This window comes from Yinghuangia aomiensis, assembly GCF_039542225.1.
Lineage (GTDB): Bacteria > Actinomycetota > Actinomycetes > Streptomycetales > Streptomycetaceae > Yinghuangia > Yinghuangia aomiensis.
Genome location: NZ_BAABHS010000010.1, coordinates 208,109 through 234,359, shown reverse-complemented (window position 1 = coordinate 234,359; position 26,251 = coordinate 208,109). Strand labels below are relative to the sequence as shown.

General features: G+C 73.2%; 25 protein-coding genes and 4 tRNA genes. 22 read left to right on the top strand and 7 right to left on the bottom strand.

Going from position 1 to position 26,251, the window contains the following annotated elements; all coding sequences use genetic code 11:
* Positions 1 to 7: 7 nt before the first annotated feature.
* From ABEA93_RS16265 to ABEA93_RS16230, 8 genes are all read left to right on the top strand, one after another.
* The gene (locus ABEA93_RS16265; protein WP_345676254.1) at positions 8 to 517 is read left to right on the top strand and encodes a MarR family winged helix-turn-helix transcriptional regulator; all 510 of its coding nucleotides are present in this window, start codon (positions 8 to 10) and stop codon (positions 515 to 517) included.
* A 140-nt stretch (positions 518 to 657) separates the two neighbouring features.
* Positions 658 to 1,995 carry an MFS transporter gene (locus ABEA93_RS16260; protein ID WP_425584965.1) on the top strand — a complete coding sequence of 446 codons (1,338 nt, stop codon included), beginning with the start codon at positions 658 to 660 and terminating at the stop codon, positions 1,993 to 1,995.
* A 6-nt stretch (positions 1,996 to 2,001) separates the two neighbouring features.
* The gene (locus tag ABEA93_RS16255; RefSeq protein WP_345676253.1) at positions 2,002 to 2,571 is read left to right on the top strand and encodes a cysteine hydrolase family protein; all 570 of its coding nucleotides are present in this window, start codon (positions 2,002 to 2,004) and stop codon (positions 2,569 to 2,571) included.
* Positions 2,572 to 2,685: 114 nt separating this feature from the next.
* Positions 2,686 to 2,758 (top strand) — tRNA-Gln (locus ABEA93_RS16250).
* 12 nt (positions 2,759 to 2,770) lie between these two features.
* Positions 2,771 to 2,843, top strand: a tRNA-Glu gene (locus ABEA93_RS16245).
* 16 nt (positions 2,844 to 2,859) lie between these two features.
* Positions 2,860 to 2,933: transfer RNA gene (locus tag ABEA93_RS16240), tRNA-Tyr, on the top strand.
* Positions 2,934 to 2,944: 11 nt separating this feature from the next.
* Positions 2,945 to 3,017: transfer RNA gene (locus tag ABEA93_RS16235), tRNA-Arg, on the top strand.
* A gap of 1 nt (position 3,018) precedes the next feature.
* The gene (locus ABEA93_RS16230) at positions 3,019 to 5,340 is read left to right on the top strand and encodes a hypothetical protein (RefSeq protein ID WP_345676252.1); all 2,322 of its coding nucleotides are present in this window, start codon (positions 3,019 to 3,021) and stop codon (positions 5,338 to 5,340) included.
* Positions 5,341 to 5,513: 173 nt separating this feature from the next.
* Here the strand turns inward: ABEA93_RS16230 and ABEA93_RS16225 are convergent, their stop codons facing one another.
* Entirely contained in the window at positions 5,514 to 6,341 is an 828-nt protein-coding gene (locus ABEA93_RS16225; RefSeq protein WP_345676251.1) for an SAM-dependent methyltransferase, read from the bottom strand.
* Between the two features lie 290 nt (positions 6,342 to 6,631).
* Between ABEA93_RS16225 and ABEA93_RS16220 the strand changes: the two genes are divergently transcribed.
* The 3 genes from ABEA93_RS16220 (at position 6,632) to ABEA93_RS16210 (ending at position 10,428) form a co-directional block, all read left to right on the top strand.
* Positions 6,632 to 7,342, top strand: coding sequence for a neocarzinostatin apoprotein domain-containing protein (locus ABEA93_RS16220; RefSeq protein ID WP_345676250.1), 711 nt, complete (start codon positions 6,632 to 6,634; stop codon positions 7,340 to 7,342).
* A gap of 262 nt (positions 7,343 to 7,604) precedes the next feature.
* Positions 7,605 to 8,795, top strand: a complete 1,191-nt coding sequence (locus ABEA93_RS16215) for a DUF1214 domain-containing protein (protein WP_345676249.1) — start codon at positions 7,605 to 7,607, stop codon at positions 8,793 to 8,795.
* Between the two features lie 52 nt (positions 8,796 to 8,847).
* Positions 8,848 to 10,428 (top strand): ABC transporter substrate-binding protein, encoded by a 1,581-nt coding sequence (locus ABEA93_RS16210; protein WP_345676248.1) that lies wholly within the window; start codon positions 8,848 to 8,850, stop codon positions 10,426 to 10,428.
* 87 nt (positions 10,429 to 10,515) lie between these two features.
* On the opposite strand, the gene ABEA93_RS16205 is transcribed toward ABEA93_RS16210, so the two are convergent.
* Positions 10,516 to 11,850, bottom strand: a complete 1,335-nt coding sequence (locus ABEA93_RS16205; RefSeq protein WP_345676247.1) for an aminotransferase class I/II-fold pyridoxal phosphate-dependent enzyme — start codon at positions 11,848 to 11,850, stop codon at positions 10,516 to 10,518.
* Positions 11,851 to 12,005: 155 nt separating this feature from the next.
* Between ABEA93_RS16205 and ABEA93_RS16200 the strand changes: the two genes are divergently transcribed.
* From ABEA93_RS16200 to ABEA93_RS16185, 4 genes are all read left to right on the top strand, one after another.
* Positions 12,006 to 12,692, top strand: a complete 687-nt coding sequence (locus ABEA93_RS16200) for a pyridoxamine 5'-phosphate oxidase family protein (protein WP_345676246.1) — start codon at positions 12,006 to 12,008, stop codon at positions 12,690 to 12,692.
* 93 nt (positions 12,693 to 12,785) lie between these two features.
* Positions 12,786 to 13,382, top strand: a complete 597-nt coding sequence (locus ABEA93_RS16195; RefSeq protein WP_345676245.1) for a helix-turn-helix domain-containing protein — start codon at positions 12,786 to 12,788, stop codon at positions 13,380 to 13,382.
* Complete coding sequence (locus tag ABEA93_RS16190; protein ID WP_345676244.1) at positions 13,379 to 13,915, top strand: GNAT family N-acetyltransferase; 537 nt, start codon at positions 13,379 to 13,381, stop codon at positions 13,913 to 13,915. The genes ABEA93_RS16195 and ABEA93_RS16190 overlap by 4 nt, the downstream gene beginning before the upstream one ends.
* A 1-nt stretch (position 13,916) precedes the next feature.
* Positions 13,917 to 14,681 carry an HAD family hydrolase gene (locus tag ABEA93_RS16185; protein ID WP_345676243.1) on the top strand — a complete coding sequence of 255 codons (765 nt, stop codon included), beginning with the start codon at positions 13,917 to 13,919 and terminating at the stop codon, positions 14,679 to 14,681.
* 30 nt (positions 14,682 to 14,711) lie between these two features.
* Here ABEA93_RS16185 and ABEA93_RS16180 read toward each other — a convergent pair whose 3' ends face one another.
* Positions 14,712 to 15,077, bottom strand: coding sequence for a YybH family protein (locus ABEA93_RS16180; protein WP_345676242.1), 366 nt, complete (start codon positions 15,075 to 15,077; stop codon positions 14,712 to 14,714).
* Positions 15,078 to 15,248: 171 nt separating this feature from the next.
* On the opposite strand from ABEA93_RS16180, the gene ABEA93_RS16175 reads away from it, so the two are divergent.
* The 3 genes from ABEA93_RS16175 to ABEA93_RS16165 all read left to right on the top strand — a co-directional run bounded on the left by ABEA93_RS16175 (position 15,249) and on the right by ABEA93_RS16165 (position 18,111).
* Positions 15,249 to 16,145 carry a LysR family transcriptional regulator gene (locus tag ABEA93_RS16175; protein WP_345676241.1) on the top strand — a complete coding sequence of 299 codons (897 nt, stop codon included), beginning with the start codon at positions 15,249 to 15,251 and terminating at the stop codon, positions 16,143 to 16,145.
* 161 nt (positions 16,146 to 16,306) lie between these two features.
* Positions 16,307 to 16,927 carry a hypothetical protein gene (locus ABEA93_RS16170; protein WP_345676240.1) on the top strand — a complete coding sequence of 207 codons (621 nt, stop codon included), beginning with the start codon at positions 16,307 to 16,309 and terminating at the stop codon, positions 16,925 to 16,927.
* 107 nt (positions 16,928 to 17,034) lie between these two features.
* Positions 17,035 to 18,111 carry a TIGR03617 family F420-dependent LLM class oxidoreductase gene (locus ABEA93_RS16165; RefSeq protein WP_345676239.1) on the top strand — a complete coding sequence of 359 codons (1,077 nt, stop codon included), beginning with the start codon at positions 17,035 to 17,037 and terminating at the stop codon, positions 18,109 to 18,111.
* Between the two features lie 72 nt (positions 18,112 to 18,183).
* Here ABEA93_RS16165 and ABEA93_RS16160 read toward each other — a convergent pair whose 3' ends face one another.
* The 3 genes from ABEA93_RS16160 to ABEA93_RS16150 form a co-directional block, all read right to left on the bottom strand.
* On the bottom strand, positions 18,184 to 19,110 hold the full coding sequence (locus ABEA93_RS16160) for a hypothetical protein (RefSeq protein ID WP_345676238.1): 927 nt from the start codon (positions 19,108 to 19,110) through the stop codon (positions 18,184 to 18,186).
* 290 nt (positions 19,111 to 19,400) lie between these two features.
* Positions 19,401 to 20,168, bottom strand: a complete 768-nt coding sequence (locus ABEA93_RS16155; RefSeq protein ID WP_345676326.1) for a dioxygenase family protein — start codon at positions 20,166 to 20,168, stop codon at positions 19,401 to 19,403.
* Positions 20,169 to 20,220: 52 nt separating this feature from the next.
* Entirely contained in the window at positions 20,221 to 20,841 is a 621-nt protein-coding gene (locus ABEA93_RS16150) for a GTP cyclohydrolase II (protein ID WP_345676237.1), read from the bottom strand.
* Positions 20,842 to 20,949: 108 nt separating this feature from the next.
* Between ABEA93_RS16150 and ABEA93_RS16145 the strand changes: the two genes are divergently transcribed.
* The 4 genes from ABEA93_RS16145 to ABEA93_RS16130 all read left to right on the top strand — a co-directional run bounded on the left by ABEA93_RS16145 (position 20,950) and on the right by ABEA93_RS16130 (position 25,077).
* Positions 20,950 to 21,426, top strand: coding sequence for a MarR family winged helix-turn-helix transcriptional regulator (locus ABEA93_RS16145; RefSeq protein WP_345676236.1), 477 nt, complete (start codon positions 20,950 to 20,952; stop codon positions 21,424 to 21,426).
* 155 nt (positions 21,427 to 21,581) lie between these two features.
* Positions 21,582 to 22,694: a baeRF3 domain-containing protein gene (locus ABEA93_RS16140; protein WP_345676235.1), complete on the top strand. Its 1,113-nt coding sequence runs from the start codon at positions 21,582 to 21,584 to the stop codon at positions 22,692 to 22,694.
* Positions 22,695 to 22,929: 235 nt separating this feature from the next.
* Complete coding sequence (locus ABEA93_RS16135; protein WP_345676234.1) at positions 22,930 to 24,009, top strand: glutamate ABC transporter substrate-binding protein; 1,080 nt, start codon at positions 22,930 to 22,932, stop codon at positions 24,007 to 24,009.
* Between the two features lie 99 nt (positions 24,010 to 24,108).
* Positions 24,109 to 25,077: a tyrosine-protein phosphatase gene (locus ABEA93_RS16130; protein WP_345676233.1), complete on the top strand. Its 969-nt coding sequence runs from the start codon at positions 24,109 to 24,111 to the stop codon at positions 25,075 to 25,077.
* 26 nt (positions 25,078 to 25,103) lie between these two features.
* Here ABEA93_RS16130 and ABEA93_RS16125 read toward each other — a convergent pair whose 3' ends face one another.
* Positions 25,104 to 26,162 carry a GlxA family transcriptional regulator gene (locus tag ABEA93_RS16125; RefSeq protein ID WP_345676232.1) on the bottom strand — a complete coding sequence of 353 codons (1,059 nt, stop codon included), beginning with the start codon at positions 26,160 to 26,162 and terminating at the stop codon, positions 25,104 to 25,106.
* Positions 26,163 to 26,251 lie beyond the last annotated feature (89 nt).

The window sequence follows — 26,251 nt, the reverse complement described above, 5'->3', positions numbered from 1 at the left end:
TGGGGGCATGCCCGAAACACCGCTGGACGAGACTCGCCCGGGTCGGACTCGGCCGGACGAGACCGCGCCGGATCGGTCCGCGCATGCCGTGTCCCCGTCATCGCTGGCGGCCGCGCGGGAGGTCCGCGCGGTCTTCAGCAGACTGCGCCGCCGCCTGCGCGATTCGACGGACACCCGCGGGCTCACCCCGTCGCAGACGTCGGTGATCGGCTGGCTCGACAAGCAGGGCCCCGCGTCCGTCGCCACGCTGGCGGCACGCGAGCGGGTGCGGCACCAGTCGATGGCCGCCACCGTCGGCGTCCTGGAGGAACGCGGCCTCGTCGAGCGCCGCCCGGATCCCGACGACGGCCGCAGCCGGCTGATCTCGCTGACCGCGGACGGCCGCGGCCTCCTCGAGGACCGGCGCCGGGCCGGCGAGGAGTGGCTGACCCGCACGCTCGACGACCACTGCACCGAGGACGAGCGGCGGGCGGTGCTCGCCGCCATGGCGGTGCTGGCCCGGGTGACGGAGTTGTGACGGCGCCGGCGGGCCGCTGGGCGGCGGCGTTCCGGCGCGGCGGCCGACCGCGCGGCGGTGCGGCACCCGGCACGGCGCCGACCACGAGGCCGGACAAGGGGCCGGACCAAGCCGCGTTCGACCGGCGGCTGCTCCCGCCGCTGGTCCTCGGGTCGGTCCTCAACCCGATCAACACGTCGATCCTGGCCGTCTCGCTGGTGCCGATCGGTGCCGCGTTCGGCGCCGCGCCCGCGCAAACGGCGTGGCTGGTGTCGGCGCTGTACCTGGCGACCGCGATAGGCCAGCCGGTCGTCGGCCGGCTCATCGACTTGTACGGACCGCGCCGCCTCTACCTGGCCGGGATGGCGCTGGGCGGCCTCGCCGGGCTGGTCGGGACGTTCGCCCCGAACCTGGGCGTGCTCATCGCCGCCCGCGTGGTCCTCGGCTTCGGCACGTGCGCGGGCTATCCCGCCGCGATGTACCTGATCCGCAGCGAGGCCGACCGGACCGGCCGGGACAGTCCGGCGGGCATTCTGACGCTGCTCGCGGTGGCGAGCCAGACCGTCGCGGTGATCGGGCCGCCGCTCGGCGGCCTGCTGATCGCGCTGGGCGGGTGGCGCAGCACGCTGGCGTTGAACGTGCCGCTGGCGGCGGTGGGCTTCCTGTTCGGGATGTGGCGGCTGCCGCGCACCGACGTCCCGCCGCGCCGCGAGGGCACCCGCTTGGCCGCGGAATTGGACCTCGCGGGCATGCTGCTGTTCGCGGGCGCGCTGGTCACGCTGCTGTTGTTCCTGATGAACCCGCACGTGGAACTGTGGTGGCTGCTCGCGCTGACGGCGGCGTTGGCCGTGGGCTTCGTGGTGCGGGAAGTCCGCGCCGGGAAGCCGTTCGTCGACGTGCGCGTCCTGCGCGGGAACCTGCCGCTGGTGACGACGTACGCACGCGCCCTGCTGGCGTATCTCGTCGCCTACGCCTTCCTCTACGGCTACACGCAGTGGACGGAGGAGGGCCGCGGCCTGTCCGCCTCGCAGGCCGGCTTCATCCAACTGCCGCTGTTCGCCACCGCCATCGTCGTGTCCACCACGATGGGGCGCAGCACCGACATCCGCGTGAAACTGCTCGTCGGCGCGATCGGGCAGGTCGTCGCCTCGTCGCTGCTGTTCCTGCTGGGCGCGGGCAGCGGGATCTGGCTCCTCCTGCTCGTGTCGTTCGCTTTCGGCATCCCGCAAGGGGTGCTCAACCTGGCGTTGCAGAACTCGGTGTACCAGCAGGCGGACCCGGCGCGGATGGCGTCGTCCGCCGGACTGCTGCGCACCTTCAGCTATCTCGGCGCGATGGCCGCCTCCGCGGCGACCGGCGCCTTCTACCCGCACCGCGCGGACAGCGCCGGGCTGCACGAACTCGCGATGCTGATGCTCGTGGTGGCCGCGCTGTTCCTCGTGATCACGGCCGCGGACCGCTCCCTGGCCCGCACCGGCTCCTCACTCGCGAAAGGCTGATCCCCTATGACCGCCCCCGCGACCGCGCTGCTCGTCATGGACCTGCAGCGGAACATGACGGCGAACGTCACCGATCCCGAGTACCTCCCCCGCGTGGCCCGCGCGATCGACGCGGCACACGGCGCGGAGATCCCGGTGCTGTACGTGGTCGTCGGCTTCCGCCCCGGGCACCCCGAAGTGTCCCCGGACAACCTGGCGTTCGCCCGCCTGCGCGGACAGCCGGTGTTCACCGACGCCGACCCGGGCGCCGAGATCCACCCGGACGTGGCGCCGCGCGACGGGGAACTCGTGGTCGCGAAGAAGCGCTACAGCGCGTTCGCGGGCAACGACCTCGACATGCTGCTGCGGTCCGCCGGGATCCGGCACCTCGTGCTGACCGGCATCTCCACCAGCGGTGTCGTGCTGTCCACGCTGCGGCAGGCGGCCGACCTCGACTACCGGCTCACGGTGCTCGCCGACGCGTGCTTCGACCCCGACCCGGAGGTGCACGCCGTGCTCACCGGCAAGCTGTTCCCCCGCCAGGCGGCGGTCGTCGACGTCGCCACCTGGGCGAAGGACCCGATCGGCAGCGCCTGACGCGCCCTACCCGGCCTTTGTCCACAGGGCGCGTAACTCCGTTGCCCCACGCAGCCTCGTCCCCCTAACGTCATGTCCGTCGGCGGAACGCGCAAGCACCCCGCCGGCGGACCACAACGTGTAGCTCAGCCAGTAGAGCACCGGGCTCTGGACCCGGAGGGCGCGGGGGCGGGACCCGCCACGTTGGCGATCGGAACATCGGCGTGTAGCTCAGCAAGCAGAGCACCGGGCTCTCAACCCGGAGGGCGCGGGGGCGGGACCCGCCACGTCGGCGATGTCGGGGGACGACGGCATGTAGCTCAGCAAAGCAGAGCACCGGACGGTAAATCCGGAAGACGCGGGGGCAGCACCCGCCATGCCGATTCCCCCACCACGGCGTGTAGCTCAGCAAGCAGAGCACCGGGCTCCTATCCCGGAGGGCGCGGGGGCAGGGCCCGCCACGTCGGCATGAACGAGATTCACGTGCGGCCCGTCGCCAATCCCGGCTACGCGGATTGGCAGCTGGCCAAGGCATTCGTTACCGCCGCCTCCCACGAGGACGCCGCAACGCGGCGCCGCGCCGACGAGCGCGTGCGCCAATGGACGCAGGTCGGCCGCGGCATGGCCGACGGCTCGCTGTCCGTCGGCTCCCGCACGCCCGTCCGCGGGCTTCCCGCCTGGGTCACCCCGGAAATCGTGCGCGGCGGGTTCGCGACCGGCGACGCCGCCGCCGGCGGCCCGCTCACCGCGCACGAAACCGCGGTCGCGGACCGCGCCGGGCTGCGTGCCGCCGACCGGCGCGCGGTGTTCCGCTACTTCCTGACCGACGCCGGCATGGCCGAACTGCACGCGATGCTCGACGACGGCCGCTACCACGTGGCCGTGCCGGAAGAGGCCGCGCTGCTCACCATCGCGTGGCTGCTCCGGGCCGGCAACCGGGCCGAGGCGTTGGCGCTGCTCGACGAGATCGCCCCGTATGCGGACCGGCTGCGGTTCCTGCCGCGGCCGAGCGACACTCCGGTGCCCGACGGGTCCGCCGTGCACCGCGAGACCGTGGGCGACTTGCGCGCCACGCTCTCGGCGCGGCCGCCGAAGCCCGCGGTGGAGGCGATGAACGAGGCGCTCACGGTGTGGAACCCGTACGCCGACCAGCTCCTCGCGCACTGGCTGGAGACCGTCGACGACGACGGCCCGGGCGCGATCCGCCCGGCGGGCTGGGCCGAGCGCGGCCGCGAACTCCTGAAGCGCTACGACCGCTTGGCCGCGCAGCACAAGCTGTGCTCGAAGCACCGCGACCCGAAGGAGAACTCGGCGATCCTGCGCACGGCCTTGGCCGACGCGCTGGGTCTGACGCCGGGCACCCCCGCGCGCACCCTTTTCGGGCGCGCCGCCAAGCCCGCCGCACGCGTACCCGTCGCGCACGGCCTGCTCCGGCATGCCGTGGAGTCGATGGTCGCGAAGCGCGGCGCGCCCGGTTCGCCCGAGCACACCGCGCTGCGGGCCCGCCAGGCCGCGGACGCCTCGACGGCGACGCTGCACGAGCTGGCGCGGGTGCTCATATCCCGGCTGGCGAACCTGCGCGACGACGCGGGCCTGCCGGATACCGCATGGCTGCTGGAGCCGGTCGCCGAAGAGGAAGCCGACCGGATGGGCGTCCGCGCGGGCAGCCCGATCCCGGACAGCCTGCGGCATCCGGTCGAGCGTGCGCTGAGCGCGCCGGTGGCCGAGCTGGTCGAGCGCGGCATCGTGCCGTCCGCGGAGGTACTGGCCGAGCTGGTTCCGCAGTTGGTGGCGGCGACGACATCGTTGGCGTACCACGATCCTGCGCTGCGCACGCTCATGACCGCGGTGTACGGGGCGTTCGCCGAGCGCCGGTCGCTGCTGCTGCTCAACCTGGAGCACCAGGTGCGGTTGGAGGAACTGCCTTGGGTGAAGGGGGTGTCCAAGTACCGGCGGGTGTCGAGTGACACCGCGGGCAACGCGCGGGCGGCGTTGACCGAGCTGGGCACGCTGACGGTGCGCGCGTTCCCGGGCACGATCGTGCCGAACCCGCTGCTGCAGGAGCTGGGTTCGCTGGCACGGCAGGCCGATGCGGGGGCGGTGTTCACCGAGGAACTGGCGGCGGACATCTTCATGGGCACGTTCTCGGCGAAGTTCCTGCGCGCCGCGCAGGCGGCCGGCGAGCTGCTCGAAGGGACGTTGTACGAGCGGTACTACGGCATCGACTATGCGGCGATCCGGGCGATCGGCGACGTCAAGCGCGAGCGGGGCCTGGCCGCGGACACCTCGGACGCGTTCGCGGCGCTGTGCCGGGACCGGGCCGGCATCGATCCGCGGGGGCGCTGGTGGGTGGCGGCGAACGGGAAGGTGATCGAGCAGGCGCAGATCCTGACCACGCACAACCTGGCGGCGCTCGTGTACCCGATCGGTGTGGAGCCGCCGGAAGGCTGGGCGGAGCCGGCCCGGGGCGCCTACCGGACGGTGTGCCGTCTGGTGCAGCAAATCGCCGGGAATCCGCGGCCGTTGGGGACGATCAAGGATGCCGCGTACGCGTGGCGGCAGACGGTGTTCTTCCTGTCGCTGTGCGGTCTCGAGGAGCAGTTCGCGGTGGTCGCGTGGATGGCCGAGGAGACGGCGCGGCGTCCGGAGCACACGGCGCGGCGCCTCGCGCCGGTGCTGGCGGGCCTGCGGCACGTGTTCGTCGGCGGGAGCCTGGACGACACCGCCGTGCCGAACGTGCGCCGTTTCACGGGCTGGGACACCGGCGGCCACTGGATGCGCGACGCGTGACGGCGCAGCCGGTGCCATGACGCGCGGAAATGCCGCGGGCCGCGAGGAAGTTCCTCGCGGCCCGTCGGCGTTCGGCGCTTGGGTCGGTACGTCAGGCTTACGCGTGGCGTCAGGCTTGCGGATGTCTCGGGCTTGCGGATGCCTCGGGCTTGCGGATGCCTCGGGCTTGCGGCTTACGGCTTGCGCGCGATGCCACCGAGGACGAGGCGCTGGCCGACGTCCAGGCTGTCCGCGTCGGTCGGCACGTCGGGACGCCACAGATCGAGGTACACGACGCCGGGCTCGGCGAGTTCGAGGCCGTCGAAGTAGGCCTCGATCTCTTCGCGGGTGCGGAACCGGCCGGTCTTGTGCGAGCCCTGCATCACCCGTTCCAGCGCGTCGGATTCGACGCCGACGGAGAGGAAGTGGGTGAGGAACAGCCAGCTGCCGGACGGCAGGGCGTCGAGGTAGCGCTTGACGAGCCCGGCCGGGTCTTCGTCGTCGTTGATGTGGTGGATGACGCCGAGCATCATGACGGCGATCGGCTCGTCGGCCTTGATGAGCCCGGTCAGGTCGGGGTGGCCGAGCACGCCGTCCGGGTCGCGCATGTCGGCGGTGATGACCGTCGTGCGGTCGTTCTCGGCGAGGAGCGCGCGGCCGTGCGCGAGCACGATCGGGTCGTTGTCGACGTAGACGACGCGCGCCTCGGGGTCGCCGTCCTGGGCGACCTGGTGGGTGTTCTGCGCGGACGGCAGCCCGGAGCCGAGGTCGACGAACTGCCGGACGCCCTGCTCGACGAGGAACTTCACGCCGCGGGACAGGATGAGGCGGTGCGATATCGCGCACTCGGCCAAGCCCGGTGCGGCTTCCAGGAGTTCGGCGGCGACGGCGCGGTCGACGGCGAAGTTGTCCTTGCCGCCGAGCAGCGAGTCGTAGATGCGGGCGATGCTGGGCACCGTCACGTCGATTCCGGTGGGCGTCCAACCCTCCAGCGGATCCTGTGCCTCGTTGCTGTCGGGCATCGCGCGTCACCTCACATCGTCGGCATCCGGCCGAAAGGCCGGCAGGCATTGATCATACTGATGCGTTGCCCTCCGGATCGCCTTTCCCCACCCGGGTGTTCGTGGGCGAAGCCGACCGCGCGAATGCCGCACGAGTAGCAAAATGCACGCCATTGGGCCCCCCTCTTGCCAAGGTAAGCCTTGCCTAAGTTAATGTGGCGTCAGTTTCGGGTGCGGCCGTTTGGGCCGTATGAGCCCGTTTCCCGGCCTGCTCGCGCGCCGAGCCGGCCCCTCACAGCTGGAGAACGACCATGACGTCCCTTCGCCTGCCCGCCGGGATCACCCTGACCGCCACCGCGGCGGCGCTCGCCGTCGCCCTCGCCGCGCCGAACGCGTCGGCCGCGGGCTCGCTTTCGGCGAGCAAGACCGGCAACCTCAAGGTGTCCGGCGAGTCGATCACCGTCTCGGGCAGCGGCTTCGAGGCGAACAAGTCCCTCATGCTGATCAACTGCGACCTGTCGACGCAGCGCGGCGAGGGCTGCGACATGGCCGGCACGGCGTCGGTGACCACCGACGCGAAGGGCGCGTTCTCGTCCGCGTTCACCGCGAAGGGCTCCTACGGCACGACCGACTGCACCAAGGTCGCATGCGGCGTCGTGGTCTACGACATGTCCACGCACACCCTCCCCGCGCGCCTGAAGCTGTCGTTCGCCTCGGCCCCGGCGACGAGCAAGCCCGCCACGAGCAAGCCGGCCACCAAGCCCGCGACCGAGAAGCCGGCGACCGAGAAGCCCGCCACGGCCAAGCCGTCCACCAGCACCCCCGCCGCGGGCGGCGGCACGTCGGGCGGCACCTCCGGCGGCGCGTCGGCCGCCTCGGCCCCGGCGGGCGAGAAGCTGGCCTCGACCGGCGGATCCGACCTGACCCTGCCGCTGGCCGCGGGCGGCGCCGCCCTGCTGCTGGCCGGCGTGGGCGCCACCTTCGCGACCCGCCGCCGCGGCACGGGCAACCGCACCGCCTGACCGCCCCCTTCCTGGCGAATCGATTCTGCGGTGGGCCGGGCACCTTCACCGGCCCACCGCGGCCCTCGCGCGAAACATCCCCGCACCCCGGGCCGATGCCCCGAACCCCGCTCCTCCGACGGGGTCCGGGGCGTTTTCGCGTCCCGGGACTCCCCCGGCCCGCGCGTCTCACGGCCCTTGACTCGGCATGCCGCCCATGCCTTACTGAGGCCCCGCCTTAACTAAGGCAGGGCCTCAGTACGTCGTGAGAAGGGCCTCCGCCGTGACCGATCCAACCACCCCGACCGACGCCTCCGGCACCGCCGACGCGTGGACCCGGTTCTGCGCCGAACTGTCCGACCTCGGGCGGGCGGTGCACGCGGGCGGGCATCCCGATCCGGCGGACGGGGTGCGGCATCTGTCGCGCGTCGCCGTGCACGCGTTGCAGGCGTTGCTCGAACACGGCGACCCGGCTTTCCCCACGTTCCAGCGCTTCGACGACGACGTGGTCAAGTGGGGCGGCCCCAACGTCGACAACGTGTATCTGCGCGCCCGGGTCGACGGGCGGTACGCGTACGTGCTGACGGGCAACCTCGCCGGAGTCCGCAACGTCATCGTGTCGACCGTCGAAGGCGACATGCAGCTCGAGCAGTACGGGGTCTTCGCGGAGACCGACATCGACGGCCTCGCCGTCGCCCCCGACGGGTCCTTCACCCTGCAGGTCGGCGGCGAACGTCCCGCGGACGGCATGCCCTGGCTGCCGCTCGACCCGCGCGCCCGCTACCTGTCGATCCGCCAGTACGTGTGCGACCTCGACCACGACCGCACCGGCGCCTTCGTCGTCGAACGCGTCGGCTCGCGCGGCCTGGCGCCCGAACCGCTGTCCCCCGCGGTGCTGGCCGGACGGATCGACGAAGCCCGCACCTGGACGCGCGCCACCATGCAGTACTGGGGGCCGTTCATGGCCACGGTGTACGAGGCCGCGGGCGGCCCGAACCGCTTCCGCCCGCCGACCTCGGTGCCGGGCGGCGCGGACGCCATCCGCTACGGCGGCGGCATGTACGAACTCGGCCCCGACGAGGCGCTGCTCGCCGAAACCCCGGTCCCGGACGCGGACTACTGGAGCGTGCAGCTCTACAACTACCCGTGGTTCGAGTCTTTGGACCTGCACAACCGGCAGAACGCGCTCAACGGCCAGGAAGTCCATGTCGACGACGACGGTGTGTGCCGGATCGTCGTCGCGCACCGCGACCCGGGCGTGCCGAACTGGCTGGACACCGAGGGCCGCGCGAAGGGCCACGTGTCGTGGCGGTGGATCTGGGCGCGCAGCACGCCGACGCCGGTCTGCCGGGTGGTCCGGTTCGACGAACTCGACGCGGCGATACCCGCGTCCGCGCGCCGCCTGACCGGCGAAGAACGCGCCGAGGCCCTCGCCCGCCGGCGCGCGCACTTCGCGCGCCGCTTCCGCGGCTGACGCCTGAGCCGCTCCCCCTGCCGACCGCCCCTTCCCCTGTCGAGGACCCGCCATGAGATACGTGCGCCATCCCGTCGTGCTGCAAGCCGCCGCCTTGTCGGCAGCCGTCGTCCTGACCGCGGCCGCGTGCCGGGGCGGCGGCACGAACGCGTCGCCGGGGAGTGCGGGCCCGTCCGGTCCGCCGAAGTCGGGCGGCACGCTGACGATGCTGTCGGTCGGCGACTCGACCTCGCTGGACCCGTTCGGCGCGAACTACGGCGGCGCACCCGCGGACAGCGCGCGCATGGCGGCGCTCTACGACCCGCTGGTGTACCTCGATCCGGTGACGAACACGGTCAAGCCGCACCTCGCCGAGAGCCTGACCACGGCGGACGGCGGCACGACGTGGACGCTCAAGCTGCGGCCGGGCGTGACGTTCTCCGACGGGACGCCGTTCGACGCGGCGGCCGTACGGACGAACTGGGAGATGCACGCCAAGCCGGAAGTCCGGTCGCAGCACCGCGCCGCCACCACCGGGCTGACGGTGCGGGTCGTCGACCCGTCCACCGTCCAGGCGGTGCTTGCCACGCCCAACCCGAACTTCGACCGGTCGGTGGCGACCGACCTGACGTTCGTCGAGGCACCGTCGGTATTGGCGATGGGACCGGACGTGTACCGCACCCGGCCGGTCGGCGCGGGCCCGTTCACCTTGTCGCGGTGGACGCGCGGAGCCGAGCAGGTGTTCGTGAAGAACCCGGCGTACTGGCAGAAGGACAAAGGCCTGCCGTATCTCGACCAGGTCGACGTCAAGGTGATGTCCGACATCGACCAGCAGTACAACACCCTCAAGTCGGGCGGTGCCGACCTGGCCATCGGCGCCGACGCGCTGCTGGCGCGGGCGAAGGGCACGCTCAACACCCGCCCGGTGCAGTCGAATGGCGGGCAGGCGGTGCAGTTCGACGTCACGAAGGCGCCGTTCGACGATGTGCGGGCGCGGCGGGCGATCGCGCTGGCGGTCGACCCGGCGGAGATGGCGAGGACGCTGAACCAGGGCGGGGTGCCCGCGCGCGGCTACTTCGCCGCGGAGTCGCCGTACTTCGACGCGGGCGCGGCGCAGCCGGCCTTCGACAGGGCGGAGGCACAGCGCCTGTTCGACGAGCTGGCGGCCGCGGGGCACCGGCTGGACTTCACGTTCACGGTTCCGAAGGCGACGGTGAGTGTGAAGCTGGCCGAGTACCTGCAGAGCCGGCTGACGCAGTACAAGAACGTGACGATGCGGATCGACACGCTGGACGTGTCGGCGTTCGTGACCCGGGTGGTGGTCCAACGGGACTATCAGGCCACGCTGTTCCAGGACTGGGTGGTCGACCCGGAGCCGCGGGCGTGGAATGCGCTGCAGTCGGCGAGCCCGCAGAACCTGATGGGCTGGCGCAGCCCCGCGGCGGACCGGGCGCTCGCGGCGGGACGCGCGGCCACCGATCCGGCGCAGCGCAAGACCGCCTACGTGGACTTGCAGCGGGCTCTGTCCGCTGAGCTGCCGATGTGGGTGTATGCGCAGTCCGCGCAGGGGCCGGTGTTCACGAACCGGGTGGCGGGAGTGGAGTTGTTCAACGCGGGTTCGGTGCTGATGGACCGGGTCGGGTTGGCGCGCTGAGCGGCGTCCCCGGCTGCGATTCGTCGAGCGGCTTCCCGGCGTGGACTCGTCGACCTGCCTGCGTTCGGGCTGTGGACGATCCGGCCCTCACACGCTCGTATAAGCCTGTTCCCCCGGCCCCGCCCCGGCCCGGGCCCCCGGGCCGGCGACCTCGGCGATCGCGTCCGCCGCGGCTTCGGCCTCGGCGGGCGTCAGGGTGGCGATGGTGACGCGGATGGCCGGGCCGGAGGCGATGCGGTAGCGGGTGCCCGGGGCGACGACCCAGCCGCGGGCCAGCAGGCCGGCGACGGCGCCGATTTCGTCGCGGACCGGGACCCACACGTTGATGCCGGAGCGGCCGTGGGCGGGGATGCCGCGGGCGGCGAGGGCGTCGAGGAGGAGGGCGCGGCGTTCCGCGTAGGTCCGGCGGGCGTGGTCGACCTGGGCGGCCACGGTGTCGGAGGCCCAGGCGGCGGCGACGGCGTGCTGGAGGGCGTGGCTGATCCAGCCGGGGCCGAGGCGTTGGCGGCCGGCGATGCGGCCGACGGTGGTGGCGTCGCCGGAGGCGACGGCGCAGCGCAGGTCGGGGCCGTAGCCCTTGGCGCTGGAGCGTACGTACAGCCAGTGCCGCGTGGTGTCGGCGAGGGTCGCCAACGGCGGTCCGGCGATGGCGTTTCCGTGGTCGTCCTCGACGACGAGGACGTCCGGGTGGGCGGCCAGGACGCGGCGCAGCGCGGCCGCGCGGGGTGCGGAGACCGCAGCCCCGGTGGGGTTCTGCGCGCGGGCGGTGACGACGAACGCGTGGGCGCCGGCGGCGAGTGCGGCGGCGACCGCGTCGGGGTCGGGGCCGTCGTCGTCGACCGGGACGGGGACGGCGGTGAGGTTGAGGGCGGCGAGGAGGTCGAGGAAGTTGGCCCAGCCGGGGTCTTCGACGACGACGCTGTCGCCGGGGCGCAGGTGTGCGGTGAGGGCGCGTTCGATGCCGTCGAGGGCGCCGGATGTGGCGACGAGGTGGTCGGCGGGCACGCCGTCGGCGGCGAACAGGGCGCGGGCGGCGTCCCCGAGGGGTTCGTACAGCGCGGTATGGCCGTACAGGACGCGCCACGTCCGCGGGTCGGGGAAGGCGGGGTCGGGCAGCAGGGCCGGGTCCGGTTCGCCCTTGGCGAGGTTGTGGGCGCCGGGCGGTGCGGCGGGTCCGACGGCGTTGCGGTCGGTGGCGGCGGGGCGGGCGCGGACCCGGGTGCCGGCGCGGCCTTGGGTCTCGACGATGCCGCGGTCGCGGAGCAGGCGGTAGGCGGCGCCGACGGTGTTGGGGTTGACGCCGAGTTCCGCGGCGAGCGCGCGGACCGGGGGCAGGGCGGCGCCGGGTTCCAACGCGCCGTGCTGGAGGTCGCGTTCCACCGAGGCCGCGATCTCGGCGGCGGTACGCCCGGTCAGCGCCACGGGGAGTCCTCCTGAGCTTCGGGGTTGTGCGGTTGCACGGTACGCCACCGCGCGGGCGGGCCCGGTCCGGATATCGCCGTTGACACCCTCCCCCACCGTGGATTTATTGTACTGGCACCAACACAGTTTTGACCTAGTACAAAAATGAGGTCGTCATGAGCGTCGCTTCCGAGACCCCCGCCGTCTATCCGCGCACCGAGGCCACCACCCCGACCCGGCTCCGCGACCGCATGCGCTACGACGCCGACACCGTCCACGCGATCCTGGACGAGGCCTTCCTCGCGCACGTCTCCTTCACCGCCGACGGCGTCCCGCACGTCCTCCCGCTCGCCTTCGGGCGGGACGGCAGCCGCGTCTACGTGCACGTCTCCTCCGGCTCGCACCTCGCCACCGCCGTCCGGCACGCCGGCGACGACGGGCTCCCGGTCGCGTTCGCCGTCACCCACGCGGACGGTCTCGTGCTGTCCCGGTCCGCGTTCCACCACTCGATGAACTTCCGCTGCGTCATCGCCCACGGCCCGCTGCGCCGCGTGACCGACCCGGACGAACTCGCGCACGGCTGGTCGGTTCTCCTCGAGCACCTGGTCCCCGGCCGCAGCACGGACGCCCGGCCGCCGAACCGCAAGGAAGCCGCCCAGACCGGACTCTTCGCGCTCGACCTCGACCGGGTCGCGGCCAAGGTCCGCGACCACGGGCTCGCCGCGGAAGAGGACGGCGACCTCGAACTGCCGTACTGGGCGGGCGTCATCCCGCTCCGCACGGTCGCGGGCCCGGCGCAGCCGGACACCGGTGTCGGCCCGGTGCCGGACTATCTGGCACGGTGGGCGGCGGAACGGGCGTAACCGGCCGGCCGCTGCGACTCGCGGCAATCGGAGATGTGATCCGCACGTCACCCCCTTGCCACGGCATCCCATATCCGGGATAGCATCCCGGATATGGGAAGCCCCGCCGGTTCGCCGGCTCCCCCGGCCGCGTCGCTCGACGACCGGCTCGCGCTGCGCATCGCCGCAATGCGGGTCGAACGCGGCTGGTCGCTGGACGACCTCGCCCGCCGCACGGGGGTGAGCCGCTCCACGCTGTCCCGGCTGGAGCGCGCGGAGATCAGCCCGACGGCGGCCCTGCTGGGCAAGCTGTGCGCCGCCTACGGCACACCGCTGTCCCGCCTGATAGCCGAGGTCGAATCCGACGCCGCGGCGGCCGAGCTGCTGCGCGCCGACGAGCAGCCGGTGTGGCGCGACAAAACCACCGGCTTCGTCCGGCGCTCCGTGTCGCCGCCGCATCCGGGGCTGCGCGCCGACCTCATCGAAGGCGTGCTCCGGCCCGGCGCGGACATCGTCTACGACGGTCCGCCGGTCGCCGGGTTGGAGCACCACGTGTGGGTGCTGGAAGGCTCCGTGGAGATCACCCTCGACGGAAGCTCCTACACCCTGAATGCCGGGGACTGCCTGCGGTTCCGGCTCTGGGGGACGTCCGAATACCGCTGCCCGGGCCCGGATCCGGTGCGCTACCTGATTGCGGGTGTGATGCCGTGACCGGCCTGTCGATCCTCCCGGTGACCGGAGCGGACTTCACCGCCCGCGTTCCGCACCTCGCCGCGCTGCTGGTGGACGCGGTGGACGGCGGTGCCTCCCTCGGCTTCGCCGCCCCGCTCGCCCCGGCGGACGCCGAAGCGTGGTGGCACACCCGCGCCGACGACGTCGCCGCCGGCACGTTCCTGGTCTGGCTCGCCGAGTCCGACGGAGTCCCGGTGGGGACGGTGAGCCTCGTGCTGAGCCCGTGGCCCAACGGCCGGCACCGCGCGGACCTGGTCAAGCTGATGGTCCACAGCAAGGCCCGCGACCGCGGCATCGCCAGCCGCCTGCTGAGCCACGCCGAGGACCAGTCCTTGGCCCACGGCCGCACGCTCCTGATCCTCGACACGGAAACGGGCAGCCCGGCGGATGTCCTGTACCGCTCGGCGGGCTGGACGGCCTTCGGCATCGTGCCGGACTTTGCCCAGGACGCCCACGGGGCGCTGCGGGACTGCACGTTCTTCTACAAGCAGTTGGCGGGGGCCGAGGACTGACGTGGCGGCATTCTCCGCAACACCCGGGTCCGGCGACCGCCCACCGCCGGACCCGCGGCGGCTCCTCGTCCTCTGGGACGTCGACCACACCCTGCTCAGCGCGGGTCCGGTCAGCCGCGGCGCGTACGCCGACGCTTTCGTCCACGTCACCGGTCGTGAGCTGGTGCACTTGGCGGACATGGCGGGCCGTACCGACCTGCACATCACGCAGGAGACGCTGCGTCTGCACGGGATAGAGCCGACGGACGACGCCGTCCGGGGCATCATGGACGGACTGCTCCCGGCGTTCCTCCGACGGCACCACGAACTCCTGCGCGATGCACGCCCGTTGCCGGGTGCCGCGGGTGCGGTCCGGGCACTGGCGACCGCCCGGCACGTCGTGCAAAGCGTGCTGACCGGCAACCTTCATGCCACGACGCACCTCAAATTGGCCGCGGTCGGCTTGGCCGGGCCGGACATCGACTTGGCGGTAGGGGCCTACGGCGACGACCACCGGGACCGGGCCCGGCTCGTCCCGCTCGCCCGCAGTCGTGCCGCGGCCGCGTACCGCACCGACTTCGGCGGGCGCCGCACGGTGGTGATCGGCGACACCGTGCACGACGTGTCGGCCGCGCTGGCCGGTGGCGCGTCGGTGGTCGCCGTGGCAACGGGACGCGCCGACGCCACCGTACTGGCCGCCGCCGGCGCGCACGCCGTCCTGCCGGATCTCGCGGACACCGCTGCCGTACTCGCGGCGATCCGCACGGTCTCCGGCGCCGAGGCCTGACGGCTCCGCACCGGAGACCGCGGTCGACCCTCACTCCACCGGCACCTCCGGACGGTCGATGATCCGCAGCCACGTTCCGTCCCCCTGACGCTGGGCGACCTGCACCCGCCCGCCGGTTCCGTCCGCCGCACGCGTCGAGGTCAGCGCGAGGTCTCCGTGCCGCACCGTCGGCAGCGGTGGTTCGACCGCGAAGGGCAGCGGGGCGAAGGCGATCAGCTTCTCGACGACGGCGCGGATCGCGTCGCGGCCGACGGTCACCGACCCCGCCGGGTAGGCCATCACGGCGTCCGGGGCGTACAGCGCGGCGACGCCGTCCGCGTCGCGGGCGTTCACGCGTTCGACGAACAGGCGCGCGAGGTCTTCGGGGGTGGTCGCGACGGCGAGGTTCTCGGTCATGGCCGGCTCCTGGGGGATGCGATTCGGATGGTGCCGCGGCGCGGTCCCGGCCGCGTTCCGGACGATCGTCCGGGGCGCTTTTCCGGTGCTGCGCTCGCCGTGGTTCCACTCTCGCGTCCCGTCGGCCATAAGTCCAAGAGATGGTAAATCTCACTACTAGAATCAACAGTTATGGAACTCCGCCAGCTCGAGTACTTCGTCGCCGTCGCCGAGGAACGCAACTTCACCCGCGCCGCCGAGCGCGTGCACGTGGCCCAGCCCGGCGTCAGCGCGCAGATCAAACGGCTCGAACGCGAACTCGGCCAGGAACTCCTCGACCGCTCCGGACGGCAGGTGACGCTGACCGGGGTCGGCGCCGCCGTCCTCCCCTACGCGCGCGCGGCCTTGGCCGCCGTGGCCGGGGCCCGCCTCGCCGTGGACGAGCTGACCGGGCTCCTGCGCGGCCACGTCGCCGTCGGCGCGGTCACCTCGCACAAGGTCGATCTCCCGGGCATGCTCGCCGAGTTCCATCAGCGGCACCCCGCCGTGGAGATCACCCTTTCGGAGAACGACACCGACAACCTGCTGGACGCCCTGCGCAACGGCCGGCTCGACGCCGCCGTGGTCAGCATCGGCCGTGAGGTTCCCGACGGCATCGCGCTCGTGGTCGTCGACGAGCAGCCGGTGGTCGCCGCGGTCGCCCACGACCACGAACTCGCCCCGCACACCGCCATCTCCCTCGACACCCTGCGCGGCCGCCCGCTGATCAGCCTCCCGCGCGGCACCGGCATCCGGCGGCTCCTCGACGACGCGTGCGGCGCGGCGGGATTCCGCCCGCACATCGCCTTCGAGGCCGGCGACCCGGGCACGCTCGCCAACCTCGCCGCCAAGGGCCTGGGCGTGGCGATCCTGCCCGAGATCGTGGCCACGCTCCGACCGGACGAGCTGACCGCCGTCCGCATCGAACGCCCTTCCCTCAGCGGCCGCCTGGTGTTCGCGTGGCGCGCGGACGGCCCGAGCGGCCCGGCGGGACGGGCGTTCGTGACGGCCGCACGGGCGCGGCTGGAAGCGGTGCGCTCGGACAGCTAGCCACCCGAACCGCGGCCTCGGCCGGAACACCGCCCCCACGGCACACCCTCCACCCCTCCACCCCTCACCCACACGCCCGACCACCGTGCCCCCTCGCACCCGATATGTCACGCTATCTCCCATGTGTCCATGGCCAGTCCGGCCGACCCCGGGGGCTCCCGATGCGTGAGCGGCTGCGCCGCGTGCTGCTTGCCGATGGCTCCGCGCCCGCCCGCGCGGCCGCGCTCGTGTCCCTCGTCGCGGCGCTGGCGCTCGTCCTCGCCGGTTCGCTCCTGCTGGTCGCCGTGCGGACCGGACTGGCCGATCAAGCGGAGTCGGTCGCCCGCAGCCGGGCCGAAGCCGTCGCCCGCGACGTCGCCGACGGCCGCATGCCGCTCACCGGGCTGATCCCGCTCGGCGACGGCGGCCTCGTCCAGGTGACGACCGCCGACGGCCGCGTCCTCACCGCCAGCGACAACCTCGCCGGCCACGGCCCGGTCGCCGCCTACGCCCCGCCCGCGGACCGCCGCACCGTCACCGTGACCGTCAACGTCCCGTTCAGCGCTCCCGAGCCGCTGACCGGCGACATCACGCACACCGAACCCTTCCGCATCGTCGCGATCCGCACCGACTCCCCCACCGGCCCGATGATCGCCTACGCGGGCGCCTCGATGACGCCGGTGCGCACCGCCTCCCACGCCCTTCTCTGGGTCATGCTGCCCGGCCTCCCGATCCTGGTCGCCGTCATCGCGTACGCCACCCACCGCCAGACGGCCAGAGCGCTGCCGAAGCGGGCGGGCTGAGGCCGGCCCGCAGCACGAAGAACCCCGGCTACACGCCCATTCACCTTGATCCCGCGCGCCCGGTGCCCTATGCCTACGGAATCACGCCCTCACCCGGGAGAGTCTCCGTGGATCCGCGCACACCCCCCGCACCGACCGCAGCCCGACCGAACGCGGCAGGCGCCGCAACACCGCCGCCCACCCGCATCCCCGTCGACACCCTCCTCGACGCCCCGTTGGCGCAAGCCGGCGACCGGGCCCGGGAACTCGCCGACGCGGGCTTCGACGGCGTGTTCACGTTCGAAGGCCCCGGCGACGTCTTCCTCCCCCTCGTACCCGCGGCCGCCGCCGGTCTCGACATCATGACCAACGTCGCGATCGCGTTCCCCCGCAGCCCGGTCCACCTGGCGCACGCCGCGTACGACCTGCACGCCGCCTCCGGCGGGCGGTTCCGCCTCGGCCTCGGCAGCCAGATCAAGGCGCACATCGAACGCCGCTACGGCGCCACCTGGTCGCGCCCCGCCGCCCGCATGGCGGAGACGATCGAGGCGGTCCGCGCCGTCCTGACCTGCTGGCAGACCCGTGAGCCCCTCGACTTCCACGGCGACTTCTTCGACCTCACCCTCATGCCGCCGACCCTGTCGCCGCCGCCGAACCCCTACGGCATCCCGCCGCTCCTCGCCGGCGGCGTCGGCCCCCGCATGCTCGAAGCCGTCGCATGCTCCGCCGACGGCCTGCTCGTCCACCCCCTCAACACCGACGCCTACCTCACCGAACGGCTGCTCCCCGCCGTCACCGCAGGCCTCGACCGAGCGGGGCGCACCCGCGACGAGTTCGCCCTCGTCCTCGACGTCATCGTCGCCGCCGGCCGCACCGAACCCGAACTCGCCGCCGCCACCCAAGCCGCCCGCGCCATGGTCGCGTTCTACGCCTCCACCCCCGCCTACCGCCCCGTCCTGGAAGCCGAGGGCTACGGCGACCTCCAACCCGAAGTCCACGCCCTGATCCGGGCCGGCCGCTGGTCCGACATCCCGGCCGCCGTCGACGACACCCTCCTGCACCGCGTGGTCGCCGTCGGCAGCCCGAAGGAAGTAGCCGCAACCCTCACCCACCGAGCCCGCCTGGCCGGCGCCGACCGCCTCGGTTTCTACCTCCCGGGTGCCACGGACCCGACGTGCGTCATGGAGGTCCTGAACGCGTTCTAGGCCCTTCTTTCTCCGCCGGCCGGGCACCGCACGCGCGGTTCGCGCCGCACGGCGTCCCGCGCCGCGGGCCGCTCACCTTTTCCGCTCTGCTTCCGCACCGAGGCCGAACGTCTGCCGGAGACGTCGGCCGAGGCCGCGCACTGCCGACGTTTCGCTGTGCGTCTTGGACGTGCCGGACCCGGGGGCGGTACGGATGTCCTTCGCCGCGGCGTAGCCGACGGCCGCGGCGGCAGCGGTTTCCGTGGGCACGGCTTGGCCGTCCGTGTGTTGTCGCAGGCCCGGTACCTGCTTCGCGGTCTCGACGAGCCAGTCGATGTCGTCCTGCCGCCGGGCCAAGCGCTCCTCGGCGTCCGCAAGGAGCCTCTTGCCGGCCGCTGTGGCCCCCTCCGGTGCTGCGGCGGCCGCATCCCCGGCGGGAGCCGCGTCGCCGGCGGGGGCCGCGTCGTGTTCCCGGCCTTCTCCCCGGCCATATGCCCGCAGGCGTTCCACCCTGGCGTGGAACTCCGCCCGTTCTTCCGCTGTCCGTCCCTGCGCGACGCCGGAGTCGCCGCGGCCCAGCGCGGCCAGCCGCGCGACCACGTCGGTCCGCAACCGCGCGTTCCGTTGCGCACGCGCAGCCCTGCCGGCCTCGGCAAGCCGCTGCTCGGCCGCTGTCGGCGGCGGCGGGCCCAGGCCGCGTGCGCGGTCCGCCCGCCGCGGCTGCACGGGCGTCTCGGCGGCGGCCGCCTCGCGGGACCGCGCCAACGGCCCCGGGGCCAGCCCCTGCGCCGCCGCGATGTCGGCGGAACGCCTCTGGCGCTCGGTCTCCTCGGGGTCGCGCCGCGGCACTGCGCCGGACGCCACCTCACCGGACGCCACTCCGCCCGTGGGGCCGGTCCGGGGAGGCAAGTTCGCCATGGCACGCGACGGCGGATCGCCGACCCCGAGTTCTCGGGTGGGCCCGGCATCGGCGATCCGCTGGACACCGCCGATGCCCACCGCCGGAATCGGCCGCGACATGCCGTTCCACACCGGCCCAGGGCCGCGGACCTGTTCGGCCGCGGCAGACCCTTCAGCCGCCGACGCCGCCGGCCCGCCGTCACCCGATCCCGGTTCGCGAGAAGGCCGTTCGCCCCCGCCCTCGGCCGCGCTTCCCGCCGCCCCGCCCGCCATCCCGCCCTCCCGCCGGTTCCGCAGCTCGGTTCGAGGGTAGAACGCGCGCGTCCGTGCGTCCGCGGCCCTATCCGAACGGCGCTCCGTTCTCCCCCGCGCCCGGCCGCGTTTGCCGACCCGGCTTCACCGGCGTCCGGTCACCCGATCTGCACCGACCGCTTGGCCAGACCGCCCCAGAACCCGTCGATCGTCGTGCGGGCCGTGCCGAAGTCCGCTTCGCCCGCACCCAGGGTGACGAACAGCGGGGCGAAGTGCTCGGTGCGCGGGTGGGCGACGCGTGCGCCGGGGGCGGCGTGCTGGAAGTCGAGGAACGCGTCGAGGTCGTGGGCGGCCAGGGCCTCGCTCCCCCATGCATCGAACTCGCGGGACCAGCCCGGGGCTTCGTCGGGTCCAGCGCCCCACATGAGGCCGCGCAGGTTGTGGGTGAAGAAGCCGCTGCCGACGATCAGGACGCCTTCGTCGCGCAGCGGCGCCAGGCGGCGGCCGAGGGCGAAGAGTTCCTGGGGGTCGAGCGACGGCATGGACATCTGGAGCACCGGGACATCGGCGTCCGGATACATCTCCTTCAGCGGCACGTACGCCCCGTGGTCCAGCCCCCGCTCCGGAGCGTCGTGGACCGGGCGTCCGGGGGCGGCCAGCAGGCCGCGCACCCGCTCGGCCAGCTCGGGCGCGCCGGGGGCCGGGTAGGTCACCTGGTAGTACTTGGGCGGGAAGCCGCCGAAGTCGTAGACGAGCGGCACGGTGCGGGTCGCGCCGAGCGTGACCGGCGCGTCCTCCCAGTGCGCCGACACCGTCAGGACCGACGTAGGCCGCGGCAGGTCGGCGGACCACCCGGCGAGCTGACCGGGCCACAGGTCGTCGTCGGCGAGCGGCGGCGCACCGTGGCCGAGGTAGACAGCGGGCATCTTCACGGCGGGCACCTCCACGTCGGACACGTTCACGGCACGCACGCTCCCCTCAACTGGCCAATTCGATCGTGTGCCCCGTGTGCTCGACCTTGGCGCGCAGGTAGCGCAGGTTGCTGCCCGACGCGAATACCCCGGTGGCCCGGGTCTCCCGCACGTCGACGCCGTAGCCGCGCAGCTGGGCCGCCTTGTCGGGGTTGTTGCTGAGCAGGTCGACGCCGCCGAGCCCGAGCGCGCCGAGCATCTGCGCCGCCGCGGCATAGTCGCGTGCGTCCTCGGGCAGTCCCAGCGCGGTGTTGGCGGCATAAGTGTCGAGGCCGCCGTCCTGCAGCGCATACGCGTCGAGCTTGTTGTAGAGCCCGATGCCGCGCCCTTCCTGCCGCAGGTACAGCAGGACGCCGCCGGCGTCGGCGATGCGTTCGACGGCTTCGCGCAGCTGCGGCCCGCAGTCGCACCGGGCGGAGCCGAACGCGTCGCCGGTCAGGCATTCCGAGTGCAGGCGGACCAGCGGGGTGTCCCCCGGCGAGGGCGTGCCGAGCACGAGGGCGACGTGTTCGAGCCCGTCGACCAGGCCGTGGAAGGTGACCGCGTCGGCGTCGACGCGGTACCCGTCGGCGAACCGCAGCGGGATGGTGACCCGGGTGCGCACGGTTGCGGGTGCGTGCATGGCCATCTCTCCGTTCCGTGGTTCAAATTTGAACCACCCTGCGGCGACACTACCCCTCGCTCGCGCATCGTTCAAATTTGAATGACTTCGGGACCGGCCTCTACCATGGACGGCATGCGCGAACCGCGGTGGCTGAACGACGAGGAAAAGCACGCCTGGTATGCCTTCCTTACCGCGGGCGCCCTGGTCAACCGGCAGATCGAACAGCAGCTCAAGACCGACGCCGGGCTGTCCCATCCGCAGTACGAGATCCTCGTCCGCCTCGCCGACACCCCCGACGGCTCCCTGCGCATGACCGACCTGGCCAACGCCCTGCTCACCACGAAAAGCGGCCTCACCTACCAGGTCGGCCAACTGGAGAAGCTCGGCCTGGTCGCCCGCCGCGGCTGCCCGACGGACGACCGCAGCGTGTTCGCCGTCCTCACCGACGCGGGCCGCGAACGCCTCGGCGGCGCCGCCCCCGGACACGTCGCCGCCGTTCGCGACGCCCTGGTCGACGTGCTCACCCCCGCCCAGCTCGCCTGCCTGGCCGACGCCCTCGGCACCGTCGCCCGTCGCCTCCAGTCCCCCGGCCAGTCCCCCGGCACCTGACCCGTCGCCCGCCCCACCCGGTCACCCGCCCGCGCGAGCCCGAAATACCGGTCCCGCCGGACATGCGGGCGAGCCCCGGCTCGGACACCCTGGAAGGAACACCTCGGGGGGTTCGCCCACGGGCCGACAGGCCCGGGATCGACCGAGAGGCAGCCATGAAGCTGACGGATCTGACCAGCGCGACCCTTGCCGACCTGCGCAAGGTGCGCCCCTTCCCCGCCGTGTCGCTCCTCATGCCGACCCACCGCACCGAACCGGACAACGCCCAGGACCCGATCCGGCTGCGGAACATGGTGACCGAGGCGAAGCGCCGGCTGGAGTCCGATCCCGACGTACCGCGCGACGCCCGCTTCGACGTGGCCGCGCAACTCGACCAGGCCCTCGGCGAGGTCGACCTGGTGCACTCGCTCGACGGCCTGGTCATCCTGGCCTCCCCCGGCGAGCACGAAGTGTGGTCCCTGCCGCGCGAAGTCCCGGAACGCGTCGTCTTCTCCGACACCTACCTCACCCGCAACCTGGTCGCGGCCCGCGCGCAGAACGAGCCGTACTGGGTGCTGGCGCTGGCGATCGACCACGCGACGCTGTGGGGCGGCACGAACGACCACGTCGAGCAGATCTCCCTCGAAGGCTTCCCGCACAAGATCGACGACCTCGACTGGGACGTCGAACACCAGGAACGCGTCGGCAACTTCCCCAGCGTCTACACCGACGAGCGCACCCACCAGTTCATGCGCGAGATCGACACCAAGCTCAACGCCCTGCTGGGCCGCCACCCGCGCCCGTTCTACCTGGTCGGCCTGCCGCCGGTCCTCGCCGTCCTCGACGAGGTCCGCACGAACCACCACACCGAGGCCGGACGCGTGCCCAAGGGCGGCCTCACCCAGGGCCCGCCGCACGCCCTCGCCGCGGAGGTCGAACCGGCCCGCGAGGCATACCGCGCCAAGCAGATCGGCGACCTGGCGCAGCGGATCGACGCCGCGACCGGCCGCCGGGCGATGACCAGCGGCCTGGACGAGGTGTGGCGCGCGGTCCTCGAAGGCCGGGTCGACACGCTCGTCATCGAGGACGGCTACCGCGAGACCGTGCAGGTGACCGAAAACCACCTGATGCCGGTGCCGGACGGCACCCCGTCGAACGGCTTCCCGGTCGTCGACGACATCGTGGACGACATCGCCGAGCGCGCACTCGACCGCGGCGCCCAGGTGTACTTCGTCCCGGACGGCGAACTCGCGGAACGCGGGCACATCGCCGCCACGCTGCGCTTCTGACCCCGCAAGAACGCCACGCAGACGCCGCACGGACACCGCAAAGCGGTACGGAACCGCGTGAACGGCAGGCCGCCGGATCCGCTCCGGCGGCCTGCCGCGTTCCGGGGTTCGGACAGCCGCGAGGGACCCCCCTCGATTCCGGCCCCCGCGCTATACATCACCCCTCCCACCTGCAAACCTGCTGCCGTCCGCGCGGACAATGGGGTCCGCGGGGCGGGGTGTGCGAGGGGGCGTGGTGGAACGGTTCGGCGTGCGGCGGCAACGGAGCCGCCGTAGGGGTCTGCGGTCGGAGAACGGCCGCGGGGCGGTCCGGTCGGAGGCGGGGCCTACGGCCGCCCGCACGGGCCGGCGGCTGGGCGTCGCGGTGGCGCTCGCCGCGGTGCTGACCGGCTCGGGGTGTGCCGCGTCGACGGACGTCGGGCCGGTCTTGCCCGCCGCGGTGCCGCGGGTGCCGAATCCGGTCGGGTCGGTCGTGCCGTACACCGGTCCCGCGCCCGCACCCGACTGCGACGTGCGGCAGAGCCTCACTCCGAGCACACTGCCGTCGCCGGGCCGGATGCCCGCGGGCGGCACGCTGGCCGCGATCCAGTCCCGCGGGTGGCTGACCGTCGGGGTCGACCAGGCCACCCAGTACTTCGCCGCGCCGAACCCGTCCACGGGGGTGCTCGAAGGTTTCGACATCGCGATGGCGCGCGAGGTCGCGAAGGCCATATTCGGCGATCCCGAGAAGATCCGGTTCCGGGTCGTGACCCCGGCCCAGCGCATGCAGGTGCTCAAGGCCGGCCAGGTCGACCTGGTCGTGGACACGCTGTCCATCACCTGCGACCGGCGCAAGGACGCCGACTTCACCGGCCCGTACTACACGGACAGCCAGATGCTGCTGGTGCCGGTGAACTCGGACGCGAAGCGCCTGGAGGATCTGGGCGGGCAGAAAGTGTGCGCGTCGGTCGGGTCGACGCTGATCCAGCGGATACTCGAAACCGACGTGACGCCGAAGCCGATCGCGTACGGCGTCACCGACCGCGCCGACTGCCTGGTCGCGATGCAGCGCGGCGAGGTCGCGGCGGCCACCACGTACCAGGGCCTGCTGGCCGGGCTTGCCGTACAGGACCCGCAGACGAAGATCGTGGGCACCGCGAACACCGTGGAGTACCAGGGCTTCGGCGTGCCGAAGGGGCACGAGGACTTCGTCCGCTTCCTCAACGCGCACTTGGAGCGCATCAAGGGCAACGGCACGTGGCAGCAGATCTACGACACGTGGATCAAGGACCGCGTCCCCGGACAGGGGCCGCCGGCCGCGTCCTACAAGGGTTAGCGCGCTCGTCCGGGCCACCGCTGTCCGGAAGCGTCGATTCCGATCGTTGGACATACCTGGTACACCGGGTGACTCGTGTCGCCGACCATCGGAGGAAGCATGGTTTCGGGCCAGTTCGGCATGCCGGAAAACGGGGCGGCCGCGCGGCCGGTAGGCCGCCGGCTGTTCGCTGCGGGAATGGCGGGGGCGTTCGCGGCCGCCGTGCTGCCGGGGACGCGCGCCCAGGCGGCCGAGGGCAGTGGCAGCGCCGTCGCCGCGCGGCCCGGCGGGGGCGGCGTCCGGCACATCGCGCTGAGTGGCGCGGTCAACGTCCGGGACCTCGGCGGCTACCGCACCGCACACGGCCGGACGCTGCGCTGGGGCCGGGTGTTCCGCGCCGACGCGCTCAACAAGGTGACCGACGGGGACCTCGGCACGCTCCGCGGCTTGGGCATCCGCACCGTGGTCGACTTCCGCGGCGCTCCGGAGATCGCCAAGGACGGCTCCGACCGCATACCGGCCGGCGCGGCCCTCGTCCTGAACCCGGTGCTGGACGCGGCGGGCGCGACGATGGCCGAGGCCATCGGGCGGGCGCTGGCGACCGGCGACCTGGCGTACCTCGACCAACTGCTGGGCAACGGCAAGGCCGCCGCGCTGATGATGGACGGGCAGCGGTCGATGGTCACCTCGGAACCGGCCCGCGCCGGGTTCGGCGACACGCTGCGCCGCATCGCGTCGAAGGACGAGACGCCGCTGCTGTACCACTGCACGGCGGGCAAGGACCGCACCGGCTGGATGAGCGCCCTGGTGCTGACCGCGCTGGACGTACCGGACGAGACGATCGTCGCGGACTACGTGCTGTCGAACGAGTACCGCAAGGCGTCCAACGAGGCCACGTACGCCTTCCTTGCCTCGCGCGGCATCGACCCGGCGCTCGTCCGCCCGCTGATGGAGCAGAGCCCCGAGTACATCGAGGAATCGCTGGCCACGATGCGCGGCGCTTACGGCTCGGTCGAGAACTACATCCGCAAGGGGCTGGGACTGTCGCCGAGCACGGTGGGGCACTTGCGGGCGCGGTTGTTGGACTGAGTGGCAGGGATCGACCAACCGTCGGCTTACATGGGACCGTCCGTCCCCGGTGGCGTCCGGCTTCCGGCGCGGTGCAGCCGGCGGTAAGCCGACGGTGCGATCCCGTAGTGCTCCACGAACGCCTGGCGCAGCGTCTCGGTGCTGCCGAAGCCGCTGCGCCGGGCGACCGCGGACAGCGGCAAGCCCGTCGAGGTCAGCAAGTGCCCGGCGGTTTCGGTGCGTACGCTCCGCACGTACCGCGCGGGCGTCGTCCCGAGCTGCGCCGCGAACAGCCGGGTGAGATGCCGCGTGCTGACCCCCGCGATCGCCGCCAACGCGGCGGGCGCGAGGTCGGCGGCCGGATTGCCCGCGATGTACGCGGCAAGCCGGCGGACCAGCGGATGCTCGGGCGGCGGCGCGGCCAGGAACAGACTGACCTGGGCCTGGTTGCCCGGGCGTTGGAGGTACGTGACGAGCCCCCGCGCCACACTGCGGGCGAGGTCGGCGCCGTGGTCCTCCTCGACGAACGCGAGCGCGAGGTCGATCGCGCTGGTGACGCCGGCGGCCGTGTAGACGGATCCGTCGCGGATGTAGAGCGGCGCCGGATCGACCCGCACCGCCGGATAGTCGCGGGCGAGGTCGGCGGCCCACGCCCAGTGCGTGGTGACGCGCCGCCCGTCCAGCAGCCCGGCGGCCGCGAGGACGGTCGCGCCCGTGCACACCGACGACACCCGGCGGCACGCCGGCGCAAGGCGTTGCAGCTGCCGGAGCAACGGGCCGGTGGCGGCGGCCTCGTCGTGGCCGTGGCCGCCCGCGACCACCAGCGTGTCGACGCGTCCGGCGACGTCTTCGAGGGCAAGGTGCGCGGCCAGCGTGAACCCGCTCGCGCACCGGACCGGGCGGCCGCCGAGCGACGCCAGTTCGACCCGGTACGGCGGATCCGCGCCGAGCACGTTCGCCGCGTCGAACGCCTCGACCGGACAGGCGATGTCGAGCAGCGCCGCGCCGTCGTAGCCGATCAGGACGACGCGGCGCTCGCGCGGCGCGGGCGCGGGCACGGCGGGCTCGGGTGCGGGCGCGGGTGCGGCGGGGCGGCGGTCGGGCATGGGGGGACGGTAGCGGGGGTGGGCCGCCGGTGGCACGGGGGCCGGGAGACAGGGATCGCAGGATCCCGGACATCGCCGGGGCGTGCCGG

Bases quoted from the DNA above. Each gene is read 5' to 3' on its own strand.
- ABEA93_RS16265 (WP_345676254.1), top strand. From the start codon at position 8: ATGCCCGAAACACCGCTGGACGAGACTCGCCCGGGTCGGACTCGGCCG.
- ABEA93_RS16255 (WP_345676253.1), top strand. From the start codon at position 2,002: ATGACCGCCCCCGCGACCGCGCTGCTCGTCATGGACCTGCAGCGGAAC.
- ABEA93_RS16230 (WP_345676252.1), top strand. From the start codon at position 3,019: ATGAACGAGATTCACGTGCGGCCCGTCGCCAATCCCGGCTACGCGGAT.
- ABEA93_RS16225 (WP_345676251.1), bottom strand. From the start codon at position 6,341: ATGCCCGACAGCAACGAGGCACAGGATCCGCTGGAGGGTTGGACGCCC.
- ABEA93_RS16220 (WP_345676250.1), top strand. From the start codon at position 6,632: ATGACGTCCCTTCGCCTGCCCGCCGGGATCACCCTGACCGCCACCGCG.
- ABEA93_RS16210 (WP_345676248.1), top strand. From the start codon at position 8,848: ATGAGATACGTGCGCCATCCCGTCGTGCTGCAAGCCGCCGCCTTGTCG.
- ABEA93_RS16200 (WP_345676246.1), top strand. From the start codon at position 12,006: ATGAGCGTCGCTTCCGAGACCCCCGCCGTCTATCCGCGCACCGAGGCC.
- ABEA93_RS16195 (WP_345676245.1), top strand. From the start codon at position 12,786: ATGGGAAGCCCCGCCGGTTCGCCGGCTCCCCCGGCCGCGTCGCTCGAC.
- ABEA93_RS16180 (WP_345676242.1), bottom strand. From the start codon at position 15,077: ATGACCGAGAACCTCGCCGTCGCGACCACCCCCGAAGACCTCGCGCGC.
- ABEA93_RS16175 (WP_345676241.1), top strand. From the start codon at position 15,249: ATGGAACTCCGCCAGCTCGAGTACTTCGTCGCCGTCGCCGAGGAACGC.
- ABEA93_RS16170 (WP_345676240.1), top strand. From the start codon at position 16,307: ATGCGTGAGCGGCTGCGCCGCGTGCTGCTTGCCGATGGCTCCGCGCCC.
- ABEA93_RS16160 (WP_345676238.1), bottom strand. From the start codon at position 19,110: ATGTCGCGGCCGATTCCGGCGGTGGGCATCGGCGGTGTCCAGCGGATC.
- ABEA93_RS16155 (WP_345676326.1), bottom strand. From the start codon at position 20,168: ATGCCCGCTGTCTACCTCGGCCACGGTGCGCCGCCGCTCGCCGACGAC.
- ABEA93_RS16150 (WP_345676237.1), bottom strand. From the start codon at position 20,841: ATGGCCATGCACGCACCCGCAACCGTGCGCACCCGGGTCACCATCCCG.
- ABEA93_RS16145 (WP_345676236.1), top strand. From the start codon at position 20,950: ATGCGCGAACCGCGGTGGCTGAACGACGAGGAAAAGCACGCCTGGTAT.
- ABEA93_RS16140 (WP_345676235.1), top strand. From the start codon at position 21,582: ATGAAGCTGACGGATCTGACCAGCGCGACCCTTGCCGACCTGCGCAAG.
- ABEA93_RS16130 (WP_345676233.1), top strand. From the start codon at position 24,109: ATGGTTTCGGGCCAGTTCGGCATGCCGGAAAACGGGGCGGCCGCGCGG.
- ABEA93_RS16125 (WP_345676232.1), bottom strand. From the start codon at position 26,162: ATGCCCGACCGCCGCCCCGCCGCACCCGCGCCCGCACCCGAGCCCGCC.